This window comes from Neobacillus sp. OS1-32, assembly GCF_030915425.1.
Lineage (GTDB): Bacteria > Bacillota > Bacilli > Bacillales > Cytobacillaceae > Neobacillus > Neobacillus paridis.
The window spans coordinates 1,125,954-1,143,115 of record NZ_CP133263.1 but is presented as its reverse complement, the minus strand read 5'-3'; the positions used below and the strand labels follow the sequence as shown (position 1 = coordinate 1,143,115).

The following is a 17,162-nucleotide window of genomic DNA, read 5'->3' as shown; positions in this document are numbered from 1 at the left end:
TGGGTTTTTTGTAGCGATTCAATTTAGAAAGCGAGTGTTAATATGGGACGTAAATGGAATAATATTAAGGATAAAAAGGCGGCAAAGGACGCAAACACGAGTCGAATTTATGCCAAATTTGGCCGCGAAATTTATGTGGCCGCGAGACGCGGTGTGCCGGATCCGGACGCCAATCAAGGGTTGAAATTTGTTCTTGAGCGGGCAAAGACCTATAATGTTCCGCGTCATATTATTGACCGGGCCATTGACAAAGCTAAAGGCGGTTCCGATGAAAGCTATGATGAGCTTCGTTATGAAGGTTTTGGTCCCAATGGTTCGATGATTATTGTCGATGCTTTAACCAATAACGTTAATCGGACGGCTTCAGAAGTACGCGCTGCCTTTGGTAAGAATGGTGGCAATATGGGAGTCAGCGGTTCTGTTTCTTATATGTTTGACGAAACAGCGGTTATCGGTGTCGAAGGGAAGAACGAGGAAGAAGTACTTGAGCTCTTGATGGAAGCGGATGTTGACGTGCGCGATATCATCGCCGAAGATGATCAGGTCATCGTTTATGCTGAGCCTGATCAATTTCATGCCGTTCAAGAAGCATTCAAAAATGCCGGAATCACAGAATTTACCGTCGCTGAACTGTCGATGATTCCACAAAATGAAGTCACGCTCCCAGAGGATGTTGTTCCTAAATTTGAAAAACTGATTGATGTTTTGGAAGACTTGGAAGATGTGCAACATGTCTACCATAACGTGGATTTAGGTGAATAAAGATTTAAGGGTGCCCATTTGGACACCCTATTTTTTTACCGCTGATAGGATGAAAATGGTTGCAATAATCGCCAACGTTCCGATCCATTCAGCTAGACCAAATGAAACATGAAGCCAGGAAACGGCTAACAACGTGGCCGATAATGGCTCGGCACAGGCAAGCAGGCTTGCTTCCGATGCCCGAATATATTTCATACTCTCCATATAACAGAAAAAGGCGATTAAGGTCCCAAATATAACGACGAAAACGACAGCAATAAAAGCGGAGAAGGACCAAGTTCCTTGAAACTTCCACGGCGGTTGAATAAAACTAAAACCGATTCCCCCAATCAACATCCCCCAGCCAACGGTTACTAGTGAACCCCATTTAGCCAGCAGTCCGCTTGGGTATAAGGTATAGAAGGCAAGGGCAAACGCTGATAAAATTCCCCAGACAAAGGCCGGAAGCGAAATTGAAAGGGCCTGAATATTCCCTTTGGTCACCAGCAAAAACGTCCCGGTTAACGCTAAAAAGATCGCCATTGTTTCGTGCTTGACCGGCAGTGAGTTCGCTCTCATACATAGATAACAAGCGATAATCACCGGTGCCAAGTATTGGAGAACGGTTGCCGTTGCCGCATTTCCTTCCTCAATTGCCGCAAAATACGTATATTGAACCCCTAACATCCCGATGATGCCGAAGAGTACCAAATGCAGGGCGTCCTGTTTATTTTTCCAAACCGCCCAAATGTTTTGTTTTCCAACGGTTTGGGCGAAAAACAGTAAGCCTAAACCGGAAAAAAGCAAGCGAATAACCACCAGCCAGCTTGTGCTAAAGCCTTGCTGGTGAAATAAAAATTGGGCAACCGTACCGGAAACGCCCCATAGGATTGCGGCAATTAACACTAACACAATCCCTTTTGTTCGTGGATAAGGTAAAACAGCCCCTTGTGATTGCAATCTGTATCCCCCCTAAGAAGCAATGATTACATATAACAAAGATTATAATATTTTTTTCATCGTAATTGTAGTAAAATATATAATTTTCTAAATTATAATGATTGCCCTTTACCAGAAATCGGGAAATATCGGCACTGCACAAACGTAATATCAACCTAATATACTTTAATTCTAAAAAGTATTAAAGCATTATTGTTGTATAATTGTGGGAAATTGTGTATTATTATACAACATATACGGTATGGAAAGGATGAAAAATATGTCATTAGAAAGCGTCAAAGCGCATTTTAAGCAATGGAATCGGGAAAATGATATTATGGAATTCAATACCTCGAGCGCGACGGTAGAACTTGCAGCTGAAGCGATTGGAGTGGAGCCGGCTCGGATTGCTAAGACACTGTCCTTTCGGGGTGAAGAAAATGCCATCTTAGTGGTAGCAGCAGGTGATGCCAAGATTGATAACAAGAAATTCCGCCACACATTTGGCTTTAAGGCTCGGATGCTTTCTTCGGAAGAGGTACTAGAGCAAACGGGGCATGCAATTGGCGGTGTTTGTCCGTTTGGCTTGAGAAACACGCTGGATATTTATCTTGATATATCGATGAAAAGATTTGCAACCCTTTTTCCTGCATGCGGCAGTACGAACTCGGCAATTGAGCTATCCTGTGAGGAAATTTTGGAATACTCGGGGGCTGAAGGCTGGGTTGATGTCTGCAAAGGCTGGGAACACGCAGATGTTGGTGAGGAAGAGGGACTGACAAATATCAGTAAGTAACCTCCATTTATACATATGAAGCAATTGTCACAACGACGATTGCTTTTTTATATTTTTTGCCGCTTCTGAATATAAGCACGATAGAATTTTTAGAAAGCGGAGATATTAACGATAAAGGAATATTCTCAGGAGGAACAATCATGGGTGATTGTCATTTTTTGGTTCTGGTGTTAAAGGTGGAAGCAGTGAAACGTTTGTATCCGTTGAAAAACCATCATCAACATTTTGTCTCAAACAATGGATAAATCTATGAATGAAAAAGAGGCCTTGTTTTGGAGTATTGCCCTTCCAGGCTTTGGTCAATTACTAAATGGAAAATGGGTTAAAGGAATTTTGTTTGTTGTATTGGAATACTTAATCAATATTCAAGCCAAGTTTAATGAGGCGATTATCGCCAGTTTCCGTGGTAACATTGATTTGGCAATTCAGCTGACTGATTTTCAATGGCTAATGTTTTATCCATGTTTATATTTTTTTGCGATGTGGGATGCGTTTAAGGATGTAGGTGGGGAAAAACAACCTTATGCTTTTCTTCCGTTTGTCTTTGCAGCCTATTTTGTGACAGTTGGTTTGATTTATTCGACGGAACTAAAGATCTTTGGCATCTTGTTAGGTCCGGTTTGGCTACCGATACTGTTTGTGATTCCTGGCGTTGCAGTCGGTTTATTGATACAGAAAGTCCTGCAAAAAAGAATTGCCAGATAAAAACGACTGCTTGAAGAACGGCAGTCGTTTGTGTTTTCAAGAAATGAATCATTAGGAATTTAATATTCGGCTGCTCGAAGGAAACAGTGGCTTCCTCGCAAAATCTTTGTGGTTATTAAAGTGGTGAATTGCAAATTTAAAACTTACCTTGGTGTTATCGGTTTGACTGTGATCGCTGCAGAACAGGTCGTTGTCAGGCAGCCTTCTAATTGTTCCGGGTTTAATAAACCTAAATTGATCGCTGCCTTAATTTTTTTGTCATCCGGCTTTTTAACGACCTGAATCAGATCATGCAGTTGTAAGCCTTCCAGTTTTCTGATGGTTTCTTCCTCATTATATTTTTCCGTTTTTCTTACTTGCCGTTGCAGTTTGTAGCCATTCATGGTGATTTCAGCTTTTTGGTCGGCACCGAATAATTGGTTAAAATATTGCTGAAACACTTCTTTTAATTCGCTCATTTCCAGTTCAATTTCCTTTTTTTGTTTATTCAACTCATAATATTTGACTAACATTTCTCCAGTGATCTGGGAATCACTACTTTTGAGCACAGTCCTCGCCTCCTTACGAACGTATATTCCATTCTATGAAACTTTTTGGATTTTAGTACTGTTATTGGAAGCAAAGGACAAAAAAAGCCAATCCGCTTTGGATTGGCTTTTTGAGTAATCGGAAAGACAGGACTTGAACCTGCGACCCCCAGTACCCCATACTGGTGCTCTACCAAGCTGAGCTACTTCCCGAATGAAGCTTTATTCCTCTTTATTATAGAAAAATTATCTGTCAGTTTCAAGATATTTTACAGTAAAAAAAGGATGAGTCGGTTACTGCCCCAAATGGATGGGCAGCGAGGCATTCGGTCAACTATCCGGGTTCTTGCTGCCCGAAATGGGTGAACAGCGAGGCATTCGGTCAACTATCCAGGCTTTAGCTGCCCGAAATGGATCGGCAGCGCGGCATTCGGTCAACTATCAGGGTTCTAGCTACCCGAAATGGGTGAGCAGCCAGGCATTCGGTCAACTATCCGGGCTCTTGCTGCCCCAAATGGGTGAACAGCGCGGCATTCGGTCAAGCAGGCTGGCTGTAACCGTCCGAAGTCCAAAAAACTTCCATAATTATGACTGTTTTGCCTTAGGATTTAGTTGTTCAAAGGTTTGTTTATCACAAATGACAAATAATTGGGCATCTTCCGGTATGAGATAATCCAATTTTTGATTGATGTGCATATCGCCGCCATCGGCAACTAAGGTGGCACCTTTGTCAAGCAAATCGATAAAGGCATCGCGGTATGTCCGCCATTCTGCCTGTTTCTCGATCTCATACATCGAATCCCCGTACTGGGTGCTCATTAATTCTGTATACATGTGAGTCACACCGTGGGAAAATAACGAGCGCACGGCCGCATGAGAGATCATTTCCTGTGTTGGAATGAACTCGTCGACCTTCACTTGTTCAAATAGGGGGATATGCTGCTGATTGATAACCTCCGCGGTAATATGGATATCTCTATTAAATTTTTTTTCAATTAAAGTAATCGCCGTGGCTATCAATAGTGTTTTTCCGTCTACAAGCAGCGGATCTTTTCCGGCAAACTGATCCTGAGTAGCTTGGTCGGCAAAAATGATCACCCCTTTTGCTTTTGGTAAATTGGCATCCAGCAGTGTTTTTTCATCCGTCGCATTGCCGCGAATATAGAACAACCGCTCCTCCAGCATGGGTGCTTTTTCCAAATCGTCGATTATCACGATATCGGTTTTTATATCTGATTTAAATATTTCCTGAATCGCTAACTGCGATTTCGTGCTCCAGCCGATTAGGATAATATGATCTTTCCCGGTATATTTCATTTTTCCTCCAACCTTTAATTTATCAATCAGATAAACATATTTGAAAACTCTCCCTAAAAATACACTAAGCAGGCCGATCCCGGTGATGTACAGGACAATCGTGTAGGCTTTCCCCGCTTCCGTGACAGGAGCGTAATCGCCAAAGCCTACGGTTGCCAGCGTTGTGAATACCCAGTAAATCGCGGTCAGAAAGGAAGGAAATGTTTGCGGCTCGATAAGATAGATGCCCAAACCAGCTAGCAATATGTAGATGATGACAAACGGGAAAAAGATAATATTCCGAAGTTTGATTAAATAATAGAGCCATTTTTTAAAAAACATCCCCACAACCGTCATCCTACCCTTATGATTCATTGTTAAGCCTTATCTTTCCAAATTCCTCCTGAAAGTATGTTTGCGAATTAGAAAAGCGCAAGCGCCTTGGCCAGCGGCGTATGGCCTCCTTGAAAAAGCTATCGCTTTTCCTTCGTGCGATGCAAATGCTGTCGAAGCCTTCCTTGTGGAGCTAGACAATTCTCAAAGTCGAAAATTTATGCTTTCTTATCCTATAAATGAAAACTCGCCGACTGGTGCATCCTTATGGACGATTCATGAGGCGCAGTTGGAATTTATGCAACAAAAAAAATCCCCCTGAGCAGAAGGGGGATTGGGCATTATTTGGAGAGAAGCTTGTCCAAATGTGTAATGATCGCTTCACGATTTCCGGAAATTTGTTCTTCACGGATTTGATCTTTTTTTAGTTTGGCTAAGGCTTTTTCTAAGACGGCCTGTTCGATTTCCTGTGGAACAACAACGACACCATCGGCATCACCAATGATGATGTCACCCGGCTTCACAGCCATACCGCCGCAGGATATTGGCACGTTCACCTCGCCCACACCAGCCTTTCCGCTGGCAGCGACTGTTGTTCCCTTGCTGAAAACAGGGAAGTTCAGTGCCTTTATTCCGGCAATATCGCGAATCACTCCATCCACGACAAGACCAGCAATTCCCATTGTCTGCATCATCCCGACAACGAAATCGCCAGCAATCGCGCGGTATTCGTCGCCCTTGGCATCGACAACTAAAACATCTCCTGGTTTTGCCTCACGGATCGCTTTTAAAACAGCAAGATTATCACCGACAGGAATTTTAACCGTGAAGGCCCTGCCCACAACCTTATATTCCTCCTTTAACGGTTTGATCGAAGGGTGGAGGTTATTTAATCCATCCGTCGCATCCGAAACGCATGTGGTCGGAATGTTCACAAAGTCTAGTACAAGCTGATCCATTAAAAAATCTCCTCTCTATATGAAAACTACTTTTTTATTATAACGAATTTTTATAAAATTAGGAGATTTCAGAGACGAAAAATAGCTGGAGGAATTTTTCCAGCTATTTTAGAAGATAGAATTATTTTTTCCTGTCCAGCTGTCACTAACATCTGAATCAAAAATATAGCCGATCGGAATCAAGTAGGGAACGAAGTCGCCATTTTGTTCGCCATAGGCCTGATTTCGTTTATAAGAAACATACTGGTCCATTAACTGATTTGGTCCCATAACTAATAGAGAGGCATGATCAAAAACATTGACTTTGAGGTTACCAAAGTTTACCACCATTGGTGCGAAGATCAACCTATACACTCCTTTATCACGTTATACTATGCTATTTTTCGCCGTGTTGCTATCAGTTACATCAGTGTCACCGATCCATGAAATGGGAATGTTCACTGGAGAGATGTCACCGTTCTGTTCGCCAACGCCTTGATTACGCTTATAGGAAACAAATTGATCGATAAATTGATTGGGCCCCAAATTCAGGAACGCGCCATTATCCAAGGAATTTACCTTAAAACCTAAAAAATTAAAGGCCATTGGTGCGATATTCAATATTCACCACTCCTATGCGTTGTTGACACCCTTTTACTGTTAAACGAGGGCAAATCAATGATGTCATCATCCAATACTATGCCAAGCGGGATAAGAGTAGAAGAAATATCAGCAAATTGTTGGCCATAGGCCTGATTTTTCTTGCCCGCTACATGGATGTTTACTTGCATTGTTGAACCAAAATTAATCGTGCTGCGATTGTCGGGAGTATTCACTTTAACATCGCCAATGTTCAGTTTAGTTGGAATAAAAAACATCTAGAAGGCTCCTTTCTTTTAAAAAAGACCTCGAAACTCGATGTTTTATTATGTATATTCGGAGCAGTCTTCCAACAGACCAGGGAAACGAGGAAACTCTTCGCCTGAAACAGGTCGTATATTTATAGATTGACGAGCCTTTAAAGTGAAGACAGAGGCGTAGTTACACTTATGCCTGATGGGAAAGTTTTTCCTATCGACCAAAAAAAAGTGGCCAAAAAGCCACTTTAAAAGAAGGAAAAATTAAATGGGTTACTTTAATCTATGTGAGAGCTTGTACGTGAATGTAGTGCTCTTGTCCAATTTTTTAAAATGTGCTCCAACCTATTTTTTGAATCAGCTCGATCGAATTGTTTTTCGGTGAATTGACTAATGGAGATACCTCATAAGCTTCCATCAGTTCGTCGTCATATGGCACCAGGAATTGCTGCAAAAAATTGATATCGGAAATGTCAGGGGACAACCATGTTTTTTCATCCTCTTGTTTTAAAATAACAGGCATCCGGTCATGTATTTCCTTCATCAGCGGATTAGCTGCAGTCGTTATGACGGAGCAGCTGAAGACAGATTTTCCCTCCGGTGATTTCCATTGTTCCCAAATACCGGCCATTGCAAATAGCTCATTTGACTTTAGCTTTATCCTCATTGGTGTTTTTGTTTGACCTCCATGTCGCTTCCATTCGTAAAAACTATCAGCGATGATTAAACATCGCTTCTTTTGGAAAGCCTTGCGAAAACTTGGTTTTTCAGCAAGCGTTTCCGCCCGGGCGTTAATCAACTTGTTGCCGATGGAAGGATCCTTTGCCCATGGGGGAATGAGTCCCCATTTTAGAAATCCCATACGGTTTGACTTTCCGTCATTGATGACAGCTAAAACCATCTGAGAAGGTGCAATGTTATAACTGGGAGAAAAATTTTTAGCATCCAGGAACGCTTGGATTTCGAAGCGATCTATTATTTGCTCAATGGAAGCAGTTAATGTAAACCGGCCACACATACATATTCACCTCCATCCTATTGTAACAGACCTGTTGAAAAAACTCATCGAATTACCTGAAAGTGGATATGTCGAAAATTATATCATTTTCCTACTGGATATAATTTTACCTTTTATATAAACATTTGGTAAAATGAGAATGGTTCTCTATAATTGAATTTTAAAAATATTACATTAGCTTATTTTCATTTGCCGGTTTGGTAAAGAAAGGAGTATTTGATTGGAAATTATAAATGAAATCTTAGCAACCTACGCCTCTTTTTTTGAATGGGATATGTGGGTTGAAGTTCTGACCGATCCTGTTTCCTGGGGTTACATAGGCACACTGGTGATTCTTGAGGGGCTGCTTTCGGCAGATAACGCTTTAGTGCTGGCCGTAATGGTGAAGCATTTACCGCCGAAACAGCGAAAAAAAGCGTTGACATATGGGTTATTTGGGGCCTATTTTTTCCGATTTGTGTTTATTGGGCTGGGAATGCTGTTGATCAAGTTCTGGTGGGTGAAGGTTCTCGGCGCTGCTTACCTGGCCTGGCTTGTGATCAAGCATTTCTGGTTGGGCGAACAAGAAGAAGAAGTGGAGGGAATGAAAAAGGAAGGCTGGCTTGTCCGTACTTTTGGCGTCTTCTGGGGAACGGTTATTTCTGTTGAACTGATGGACATTGCTTTCTCAGCGGACAGTATTTTAGCTGCCTTCGCCGTTTCCGAAAAAGTTTGGGTGCTTTTGATTGGCGGAATGCTGGGAATCTTGATGATGCGGACGGTGGCCAAGTTTTTCTTGGTGTTAATTGATCGAATTCCGGAACTGGAAAATACGGCATTCATTTTAATCGCTATTATTGCAGCAAAGATGTTTGCCAGTGTTCTCGGATTTGAATTGCACCACTTCGTCTTTTTTGGTATTCTGGTTCTTGCTTTTGTGGCAACCTTTATTGTTCATAATATAAATAAGAAAAAGTCAGCTGCTGAAATAGCTGCAACCAAGGAAAAATAACAATTGAAAATAGCTCAATCCGCTAATTCTTTCTAATTGGCGGATTTTTTTTGGAGAGTTACAACCATGAAAAAACCGGTTCCACCACGAAAAGATGGAACCGGAGCTGTTTCTGATCCCTGTTTCACTGCTCAATCCAAGCCCTTTTTAAGAGCTCGACCCCACGTCCAATCTCATCACAAGAAAGATGACTAAATCCAAGTTTAATGATTGGGTCATCGGCTTTATTGTTAACAAAATACAGCGAGGTGGGACACACTTTTACACCAAATGAAGCAGCGCGTTCGATGAACCATTCTTCGGAATGGTTCAGCTGTAATTTGATTAATAAGTATAAACCTGACTGCTCGCCAATAATAGAAATATTATCGCCGAATTGTTTTCTTAGTTCAGATACCAGGTGTTGCATTTTTCGTTTATAAACAAGCCGCATTCGTTTCACATGGCGGTTCCATTCTCCCAATTCCATAAATTTTGCCATTGTGAGTTGGCTGAAAAGCGATGCGGGACTCTCAAACTGAGAAAAATAGTTTTTATATTGATTCAAAACTGGCTCTGGCAGGACCATATAAGCTAAACGGATTCCTGGAAGGAATGATTTTGAAAAATTCCCTAAATAAATGACTCTCGCTGAATCAATCGAGGCCAGGGCAGGGAATGGTTTTTGAGTATAGCGGAATTCACTATCATAATCGTCTTCGATAATATATCCCTGTACCTTGTTTACCCAATGAATCAGCATTTGCCGCTGTTGTATCGACATGCTTACGCCAAGTGGACTTTGGTGGGAAGGGGTAACATAGATCAACCGAGATTTCATTACGTCTAAATGTGAAAGATCAGCACCTGTTTCATAAACCGGCAACGCTTCTAACCTAAATTGGTGGAACAGAAAAGCTTCCCTGGCACCGTCGTAACCAGGGTCTTCCACGATAATGCTCTGGAATTCCTCCTTAAGTATATGCCCTAGGTATACAAGCATTTGCTGGGTGCTACTCCCGATTATGATGGCATCAGGATTTGTTTTCACGCCGCGTGATTGAAGTAAGTATGTGGAAATTTGCTCGCGCAAGGCTTCCTCCCCAAATGGTTCTCCGTACCGAAAGCTATCCTGTAAGGTTAGTACTTGATTGGCCACTCTCCGCCAAATTTTCAGCGGGAAATGCGTTTGATCAACGGCATCAGCCCTGAAAGTAACGACCGGAGATTTCTTGGACCCTGTTTGTTTTTTGTTTTCGGAGATGCTGTCCTTCTGAACTATTAGCGGTTCCAACTCATTTGCAAAGTAGCCTTTTCGGCCCTCACCACGAATATACCCTTCAGCAACCAGTTGTTCATAGGCCAATAACGTTGTATTGCGGCTTACATGTAAGGAATCGGCAAGCTGCCGAATGGAGGGTAATTGTTCATTCGCTAAAATAGTTCCCTGTTCAATATATGTTTTAAATTTCTCGTAGATTTGTTTGTATTTTGGAGAGTCATTTGTAAAAGTAAAAATGGTATTATTCATTTGCATTCCTTCTGACATGTATATTTGTTTATTATTGTACCTTTTTTTATGTCAGTTTGTATAATATTATTTTTTTATTAGAATATTCAATAACTGGTCGAAAGGAGGATTTTTGTGTACATTCCTAAGCAATATCGAATGGATCATGATGAGGCCGTTCAATTTATGAAGTCTAACCCGTTTGCCTTATTAGTGACGGTCGACGAACAACAACGTCCCCTGGCAACGCATATTCCTGTGGAAATTCGCGAAGCAGAAGGGAAAATCTATGGGACTGGGCACATTGCCTATGGTAACAAGCAGAAAAGAACTTTAGACAATCATAGCGATGTGTTACTAATTTTTCAAGGGCCGCACGCTTATATTTCATCAAGTTGGTATCAGGTCGAAGAGGTTCCTACTTGGGACTATCTAGCTGTACATGCCTATGGAACAGCACGTATCATTACGGAAGATGAACTGAAATCGGCTTTGGCTACAATGCTTGCACATTATGAGTCCGACCGCGAAAATGGCCGGCTCTGGGATACATTTGATCCTGAGCTGCTTAAGCGTGAACTGAAAGGAATAGTTGGCTTTGAAATTGAAATGACATCTATTCAAGCAGCAGCTAAAATGAGCCAAAATCGTCATGATATTGATTACAAATCGATTGTGACAGAGCTTGAAAAATCAAAGGATCAAGATGAAATTCAGGTTGCCAAGTGGATGCGCGAGAAACGGAAAGAGTTGTTTGAAAAATAGGAAAAACTGCAGATATAATTGAAAAATTGCAGATATATCAGGAAAACTGCAGATAAATTAAAAAACTGCGGATATATTTAAAAAATGCTACCAAGATAGAAATGGAGAGATATTTTATGCCTAAATTTATTATTGAAGAAGATTTTTGGACGTTGTTCCCTCAAGCAAAAATAGGGATCGTTGTTTGCCAAGGGATTGATAATTCCATTAGGGACGTTGAAACCTACGAGAAGCTGCTACAGGAAGCAGAAAAGGAATCGCATAAGTTTCTCGGTCTTGAGGAATTCAGTAGTAATCCGGTCATTTCCGTCTGGAGAGAGGCTTTTAAGAAATTCAAGACAAAGAAAGGGGCAAGGTGCTCGATTGAAGCCTTATTAAAAAGAGTAAAAAATGGCAATCATATCGGAACAATCAACCCGCTTGTTGATATCTATAATTCCATTTCCTTACGCTACGGGCTTCCCTGTGGTGGAGAGGATATCGACACTTTTGTTGGCGATATTCGGCTAACACAGGCAAATGGCAGTGAACCATTTCTCCCATTGGGAAGTGATGAAAATGCTTCGCCATATGAAGGTGAAATTGTTTATAAAGACGATGCCGGTGCGATCTGCAGATGCTGGAATTGGCGGGAAGCTCAGAGGACGATGCTGACAGAAAATACGAAAAATGCCTTCCTCTGTATCGAATTAGTAAATGAAACCAGAAGCGATGAATTTCATATGGCGCTTAAAACATTGGCGGATTTAGTGTCGGAGCATCTTGGTGGTACCGTTAAAATAGAAGTGTTAGATCTTCATAATAAGGAAATGACAATCTAAGAAGAGGATGATTTGAAGGAACCTTTTTCTTTACCGCTTTAATCTATTGAAATGTTTTTCTAAAACTGATAAAATAAAGATTGTTTAAATTCTTCTGAATTTAGACCTCCTAAAGTGGGATTTTGGCGTATAGGCAGGATCCCAATTAACCTTTGAACTTGTTCAAAGGTTCTTTTTGCTTAATGATTGGTTTATTAAGGATAGATTGGTAAATAATATATTTTGAAAATGAAAGGAGCTTTTTATATGAAAGGACAAGCGACACCCTATTTGATGTTTGATGGAAATGCCAAAGAAGCGCTGGATTTTTATCAACAAGTATTTGGCGGGGAACAATCGGATTTAAAGACGTTTGCGGAAGCGGGCTATCAAACACCGCCGGAAGCAAAAGACCGATTGATTCATGGCCGGTTGAAAAAGGATGATTTATTTTTCATGGTTTCGGATTGCTTCCCCGGCTCATCCGTGGTGATCGGCAGTAATATTTCATTAGTGCTGGATTTTGAAAGCGAGGAGGAAATTCAAGCTATTTACAACGCATTATCTGAAAAAGGTACTGTTCATATGGAATTACAGGACACCTTTTGGGGTGCCAAATATGCCAAAGTGAAGGATCCGTTTGGCGTGATTTGGGATTTGAATTACCAAAAGGCCTAATAATAAGCGGCAGCCTATTGTGAATGGCTGCTGTTTTTTTTAGGCTTTAAATCGCTTTTTATCTCGTCTTTTTCATTTTCAAAGGAAATAGATTGATACAAAATGTAAAATATATCGTATGATTATTTGAGAGAGTTTAATAGATTAAGATTAGGGGGGCAGTTAATGGATTTCGATCAAGGGTTTGACCTGTTTTCCATAATGGAAATAATTTTTCCAATATTTTTTATTCTTGTAGCGGGAATTATACTTTTTGTTATTTTTCGCGGGATAAAAGAATGGAGTTATAATAATCAACAGCCAAGATTGAATGTGGAGGCGGTGGTTGTTTCGAAACGGACAAACGTTAGCGGCGGCGGCCCCGACCACCATTCCAGCACCTGGTATTATGTCACCTTTCAGGTCGAAAGCGGTGACCGAATGGAGTTCACCGTCAATGGCCGTGAATATGGGCAGCTGGCAGAAGGGGATGCGGGTGAACTTCAATTTCAAGGCACAAGGTATCTTGGATTTGTTCGCCAACAAGCACAAATCTAACAGCCATCTGCTTGATCCACCCTTTGATGTCATTTTTTCCAGTCAAAGGGCTAATCGACCAAAGCTATCTGACTTCTACATCATATTTTCGTTTTCAGAGGGATAGTAGATCTATTCTACCCTCTGATGTTATTTTTCCCAATCATGAGGCTGGTAGAGCTTGTCTATCTGCCCCCTGTACCATATTTATGGAAAATTGTTGTCAAAATAAAGGGGAATTCAATCAAACATAGAATTTAATACAGGTAGGGAGGTTGAAAATATGTTAAGCAACGAATTAACGAAGCTATTGAAAATAGATTATCCGATTATTCAGGCGCCAATGGCAGGGGGTGTAACCTCTGCTGAATTAGTGGCGGCAGTTTCCAATGCCGGCGGGCTTGGAATGATTGGGGCGGGTTATTTAAGTCCGGAACAATTAAAGGCAGAAATTCATCATGTGAGAGGGTTAACGAAGCGAAAATTTGGCGTGAATCTATTTGTCCCGAGTGAGTATTCGGTCGACGAACAAAAGATCAATCAGTCAAAAGCCTACCTTCGGCCGATGGAACAGGAATTAGGGATTGAGGATCATGCCCCGGCTCTTTCAAATTACATGCAGGATGTCGAAACATTTCAAGAAATGGTTGAGATCATGCTCGAGGAACATATTCCGGTTTGTTCCTTTACTTTTGGAATTCCTTCGAAAAAAATTAGAACCAAATTAAAGGAAAATGCGTCTATTATAATGGGAACGGCGACAACTGTTCAGGAAGCCATTTTAAATCAAGAAGCCGGCATGGATGCTGTCGTTGTTCAAGGTTCGGAAGCTGGCGGGCATCGGGGAACTTTTGCCGGGGACGCGCGTCATAGTTTAATAGGACTGATGTCTTTGATACCGCAAACGGCCGACCAAATTTCGATTCCGATTATTGCCGCAGGTGGAATCATGGATGCCAGAGGTTTGCTGGCGGCGCAATGCTTAGGGGCCCAAGGCGTCCAAATGGGAACAGCATTTCTAGTTTGTAAGGAAAGCGGGGCCAATCCGCTCCATAAGAGTGCGATCCTCGAAGCGACAGAGGACCAAGTGGTTCTCACTAAGGCATTCTCTGGAAAAATGGCGCAGGGGATAAATAATCGTTTTATTGAAAAACTTCAGCATGTCGAAGCGGAGCTTCCCGATTATCCGCTGCAAAATGACTTAACAAAAGCGATTAGAAAAGCCGCGGCAGCTAACGAAAATCGCGAATATATCTCGCTTTGGTCGGGGCAGAGTCCAAGATTAGCAAAGGGACAAACCGTTAACGAGCTGATTAAAAACTTTATAAGCGAGATAGAGAAAGCGAAAATTGGAATATAATAATGTTCGACAAAATTCGGGTAAGCTAGTAATATTATATTGATTTTATATTGGGGAGGGGAGAGTTTGAAGTTTTTTTTAAAAAAGGCCCCCTATTTGTTGTTGATGTCAGTCATACCATTACTTGGATTAGTATATCGATTATTAAATGCCAATGCGCAAAATGCAACGGATTTAATCACACCAATTGATAAAATGATCCCGTATATGCCAATTTTTATCATTCCATATATCCTTTGGTATGCCTATTTTGCTGGTTTTTTAGTCTATTTTTGCTTTAAGGATACCAAGGTCTATTTGAAAACTTTATTATTGCTGAGTCTTGGGGAACTGGCTTGCTTTGTCATTTATTTCTTCTTTCAAACGACGGTGCCGAGACCGCCTGTTGAAGGAAACGATATCCTAACGATTTTGGTGAAATGGATTTACACCATTGACCAGCCGTACAACTGCTTCCCGAGCATTCATGTTCAAACGACTTTTTCAATCATGCTGGCCTCGCTGCATATTAAAAATAAGCATGTGATCAACAATATTCTGCTTCATATCGGCGGCGGTCTGATTATTGTTTCGACGCTGTTTGTCAAGCAGCATGTGATTTTTGACATGGTTGGCTCGATGTTTCTGGTAGCCTTTATCTATGGATTTACGTTTGAATTATTCTCACTTCGTGTTCCCAGTAAATCGAAAGCCGTATATGTGAAAAACAAATAAAATGGGCAAACAATTTTTGTCCGGGCATTAAGGCACAAGCTCTACAGCATGTGCCTTTTTGCTGTCCAGGAAACGGTAAAATACCGGGCTTTAATCGGGAACCTAATCAAAGATGCGAATAAAACAGAATTTTGTTTAATACGATTTAGTAGGTGACGATGACAAGGGAGTGGTAGTTTGAAAAAATTAGGGAAGTCAGGATTATTCCTAATCGTGCTGATGGTAATCCTGGTGGTTAGTGCCTGCGGACAGGATAAGGCGAAGGAAAAAGATTCAGGAAAAGGGAGGGAGCAAAAGGAATTTCATTATGCGATGAGCGGCTTATACAAACCGTTTAATTTCAAAGAGGATGGAAAATTACAGGGATTCGATGTCGAAATTGGCGAAGCGCTGGCGAAAAAAATGGGAATGAAGCCGGTTGCCGTTACCAATCCTTGGGAAACTTTAATCCAGGGCTTACAGGCGAAAAAATATGATGCGATTATAGGCAGTATGACGATTACCGAGGAGCGGCTCAAGTCGGTTAATTTCACCGATCCATATTACCGCTCCGGTGCACAGGTGTTTGTTGCTGAAAACAACCAAGACATTTCCGGACCAGCAGATTTAAAAGGTAAGAAAATCGGTGCGGTAAAGGCAAGCACATATAAGGAACTGGCCTTAAAATATACCGATAAAAAGAAGATTGTTGAATATGACAGCGATATTACCGCATTAATGGATTTGCCGACAGGAAGACTCGATGCGGTGATCACCGACCAAATGGTTGGACTGCCGATTATAAAGGAAGGTGCCATCAAGATTAAAGATGTCGGTGAAACCATGACCCAGGATGACCAAGGGATTGCCGTCCGTAAAGAAGATCAAGAGTTGTTGGATAAGTTGAATAAAGCACTTGCGGAAATTATAAAAGACGGAACCTATGAAGACATCAGTAAAAAGTGGTTCGGCCGTAATATTTTAGGAGAGTAAGAGTTTCAAAGGGTGTTGCTTCCAGCGGACAGGCACCCTTTGATTCAAAAGAAGGTGATGATAATCTTTGATATTTTTCTTAACACGTTAGATGTGTTCCCCCGCGCTGCTTTGTTGACCTTGCAATTAACGGTCACATCGTTAATCCTAGGCTGCATAATTGGACTTATTTTCGCGTTTTTTAGAATTTCCAGCAGTAAGCTGTTAAACTATCTTGCAACAATCTACATTGGTCTGATCCGCGGTACACCGTTAATCGTGCAAATTGCCATCCTATATTTCGGGATGGCCTCGATTGTGACATTTTCACAGTTTTGGGCTGGAGCTTTGGCACTGGCTGTGCATAATGGTGCCTATATTGCTGAAATCTTCCGTGGAGCGATTCAATCGATTGACAAAGGACAAATGGAAGCAGCTCGTTCGCTGGGGATGAGTTATCCGCTGGCCATGCACAAGATCATTTTGCCACAGGCTTTTAAATTCTCGATCCCACCTCTTGGCAATCAATTTATCATCGGACTAAAGGATTCATCCTTAGTAGCTTATGTCGGGATGGCGGAGCTTTGGGGATCCGGTTTAAGCGAAGCCGCCTCTAATTTCCGCCAGCTGGAATCCTATATCGTTGTAGGTATTTATTACTTAGCACTCGTGATGCTGTTTTCCTTTTTGTTAAAGCAGTTGGAGAAAAGGATGAGCTTAGATTCCAAAACAGCCTAAAAAGGACGGA

The 17,162-nt window shown here is 41.4% G+C and carries 22 protein-coding genes and 1 tRNA gene; 13 read left to right on the top strand and 10 right to left on the bottom strand.

Annotation, left to right across the window (positions count from 1 at the left end; translation table 11 throughout):
* Positions 1–42 precede the first annotated feature (42 nt).
* Positions 43–762, top strand: coding sequence for a YebC/PmpR family DNA-binding transcriptional regulator (locus RCG24_RS05860; protein WP_202654300.1), 720 nt, complete (start codon positions 43–45; stop codon positions 760–762).
* 27 nt (positions 763–789) lie between these two features.
* On the opposite strand, the gene RCG24_RS05855 is transcribed toward RCG24_RS05860, so the two are convergent.
* Positions 790–1,701 (bottom strand): DMT family transporter, encoded by a 912-nt coding sequence (locus RCG24_RS05855; protein ID WP_235888041.1) that lies wholly within the window; start codon positions 1,699–1,701, stop codon positions 790–792.
* Between the two features lie 259 nt (positions 1,702–1,960).
* Here RCG24_RS05855 and RCG24_RS05850 point away from each other — a divergent pair, with 259 nt between their 5' ends.
* Positions 1,961–2,476 carry a YbaK/EbsC family protein gene (locus RCG24_RS05850; RefSeq protein ID WP_202654301.1) on the top strand — a complete coding sequence of 172 codons (516 nt, stop codon included), beginning with the start codon at positions 1,961–1,963 and terminating at the stop codon, positions 2,474–2,476.
* A 249-nt stretch (positions 2,477–2,725) separates the two neighbouring features.
* Positions 2,726–3,181, top strand: a complete 456-nt coding sequence (locus RCG24_RS05845) for a hypothetical protein (protein ID WP_202654302.1) — start codon at positions 2,726–2,728, stop codon at positions 3,179–3,181.
* Between the two features lie 143 nt (positions 3,182–3,324).
* Here the strand turns inward: RCG24_RS05845 and RCG24_RS05840 are convergent, their stop codons facing one another.
* The 3 genes from RCG24_RS05840 to RCG24_RS05830 all read right to left on the bottom strand — a co-directional run bounded on the left by RCG24_RS05840 (position 3,325) and on the right by RCG24_RS05830 (position 5,379).
* The gene (locus RCG24_RS05840) at positions 3,325–3,729 is read right to left on the bottom strand and encodes a hypothetical protein (RefSeq protein ID WP_308078582.1); all 405 of its coding nucleotides are present in this window, start codon (positions 3,727–3,729) and stop codon (positions 3,325–3,327) included.
* 118 nt (positions 3,730–3,847) lie between these two features.
* Positions 3,848–3,921, bottom strand: a tRNA-Pro gene (locus RCG24_RS05835).
* Between the two features lie 372 nt (positions 3,922–4,293).
* Positions 4,294–5,379, bottom strand: coding sequence for a potassium channel family protein (locus RCG24_RS05830; protein WP_308078581.1), 1,086 nt, complete (start codon positions 5,377–5,379; stop codon positions 4,294–4,296).
* 40 nt (positions 5,380–5,419) lie between these two features.
* Between RCG24_RS05830 and RCG24_RS05825 the strand changes: the two genes are divergently transcribed.
* Positions 5,420–5,659 (top strand): hypothetical protein, encoded by a 240-nt coding sequence (locus RCG24_RS05825; protein ID WP_308078580.1) that lies wholly within the window; start codon positions 5,420–5,422, stop codon positions 5,657–5,659.
* A 19-nt stretch (positions 5,660–5,678) separates the two neighbouring features.
* Here RCG24_RS05825 and RCG24_RS05820 read toward each other — a convergent pair whose 3' ends face one another.
* The 5 genes from RCG24_RS05820 to RCG24_RS05800 all read right to left on the bottom strand — a co-directional run bounded on the left by RCG24_RS05820 (position 5,679) and on the right by RCG24_RS05800 (position 8,150).
* Positions 5,679–6,296, bottom strand: coding sequence for an RraA family protein (locus RCG24_RS05820; RefSeq protein WP_202651171.1), 618 nt, complete (start codon positions 6,294–6,296; stop codon positions 5,679–5,681).
* 108 nt (positions 6,297–6,404) lie between these two features.
* Positions 6,405–6,641 carry a hypothetical protein gene (locus tag RCG24_RS05815; protein ID WP_202651173.1) on the bottom strand — a complete coding sequence of 79 codons (237 nt, stop codon included), beginning with the start codon at positions 6,639–6,641 and terminating at the stop codon, positions 6,405–6,407.
* A 21-nt stretch (positions 6,642–6,662) separates the two neighbouring features.
* On the bottom strand, positions 6,663–6,881 hold the full coding sequence (locus RCG24_RS05810) for a hypothetical protein (protein WP_202651676.1): 219 nt from the start codon (positions 6,879–6,881) through the stop codon (positions 6,663–6,665).
* An 11-nt stretch (positions 6,882–6,892) separates the two neighbouring features.
* Positions 6,893–7,153, bottom strand: coding sequence for a hypothetical protein (locus tag RCG24_RS05805; RefSeq protein WP_202651175.1), 261 nt, complete (start codon positions 7,151–7,153; stop codon positions 6,893–6,895).
* A gap of 307 nt (positions 7,154–7,460) precedes the next feature.
* On the bottom strand, positions 7,461–8,150 hold the full coding sequence (locus RCG24_RS05800; RefSeq protein WP_202651177.1) for an SOS response-associated peptidase: 690 nt from the start codon (positions 8,148–8,150) through the stop codon (positions 7,461–7,463).
* A 274-nt stretch (positions 8,151–8,424) separates the two neighbouring features.
* On the opposite strand from RCG24_RS05800, the gene RCG24_RS05795 reads away from it, so the two are divergent.
* Positions 8,425–9,141 carry a TerC family protein gene (locus RCG24_RS05795; RefSeq protein WP_374049151.1) on the top strand — a complete coding sequence of 239 codons (717 nt, stop codon included), beginning with the start codon at positions 8,425–8,427 and terminating at the stop codon, positions 9,139–9,141.
* 124 nt (positions 9,142–9,265) lie between these two features.
* Here the strand turns inward: RCG24_RS05795 and RCG24_RS05790 are convergent, their stop codons facing one another.
* Entirely contained in the window at positions 9,266–10,651 is a 1,386-nt protein-coding gene (locus RCG24_RS05790) for a MocR-like pyridoxine biosynthesis transcription factor PdxR (protein ID WP_308078579.1), read from the bottom strand.
* A gap of 114 nt (positions 10,652–10,765) precedes the next feature.
* Between RCG24_RS05790 and RCG24_RS05785 the strand changes: the two genes are divergently transcribed.
* The 8 genes from RCG24_RS05785 (at position 10,766) to RCG24_RS05750 (ending at position 17,152) form a co-directional block, all read left to right on the top strand.
* Positions 10,766–11,395 (top strand): FMN-binding negative transcriptional regulator, encoded by a 630-nt coding sequence (locus RCG24_RS05785; protein WP_202651182.1) that lies wholly within the window; start codon positions 10,766–10,768, stop codon positions 11,393–11,395.
* Between the two features lie 116 nt (positions 11,396–11,511).
* Positions 11,512–12,216, top strand: coding sequence for a B3/B4 domain-containing protein (locus tag RCG24_RS05780; protein ID WP_308078578.1), 705 nt, complete (start codon positions 11,512–11,514; stop codon positions 12,214–12,216).
* 246 nt (positions 12,217–12,462) lie between these two features.
* A complete protein-coding gene (locus RCG24_RS05775; protein ID WP_308078577.1) occupies positions 12,463–12,873 on the top strand; it encodes a VOC family protein in 411 nt (136 codons plus the stop codon).
* A gap of 165 nt (positions 12,874–13,038) precedes the next feature.
* Positions 13,039–13,410: a DUF2500 domain-containing protein gene (locus RCG24_RS05770; RefSeq protein WP_308078576.1), complete on the top strand. Its 372-nt coding sequence runs from the start codon at positions 13,039–13,041 to the stop codon at positions 13,408–13,410.
* A gap of 262 nt (positions 13,411–13,672) precedes the next feature.
* Complete coding sequence (locus RCG24_RS05765) at positions 13,673–14,749, top strand: NAD(P)H-dependent flavin oxidoreductase (protein ID WP_308078575.1); 1,077 nt, start codon at positions 13,673–13,675, stop codon at positions 14,747–14,749.
* A gap of 105 nt (positions 14,750–14,854) precedes the next feature.
* A complete protein-coding gene (locus RCG24_RS05760) occupies positions 14,855–15,463 on the top strand; it encodes a phosphatase PAP2 family protein (protein ID WP_374049150.1) in 609 nt (202 codons plus the stop codon).
* A gap of 219 nt (positions 15,464–15,682) precedes the next feature.
* A complete protein-coding gene (locus RCG24_RS05755; RefSeq protein WP_308079121.1) occupies positions 15,683–16,435 on the top strand; it encodes an ABC transporter substrate-binding protein in 753 nt (250 codons plus the stop codon).
* A 57-nt stretch (positions 16,436–16,492) separates the two neighbouring features.
* A complete protein-coding gene (locus RCG24_RS05750) occupies positions 16,493–17,152 on the top strand; it encodes an amino acid ABC transporter permease (RefSeq protein WP_308079120.1) in 660 nt (219 codons plus the stop codon).
* Positions 17,153–17,162 lie beyond the last annotated feature (10 nt).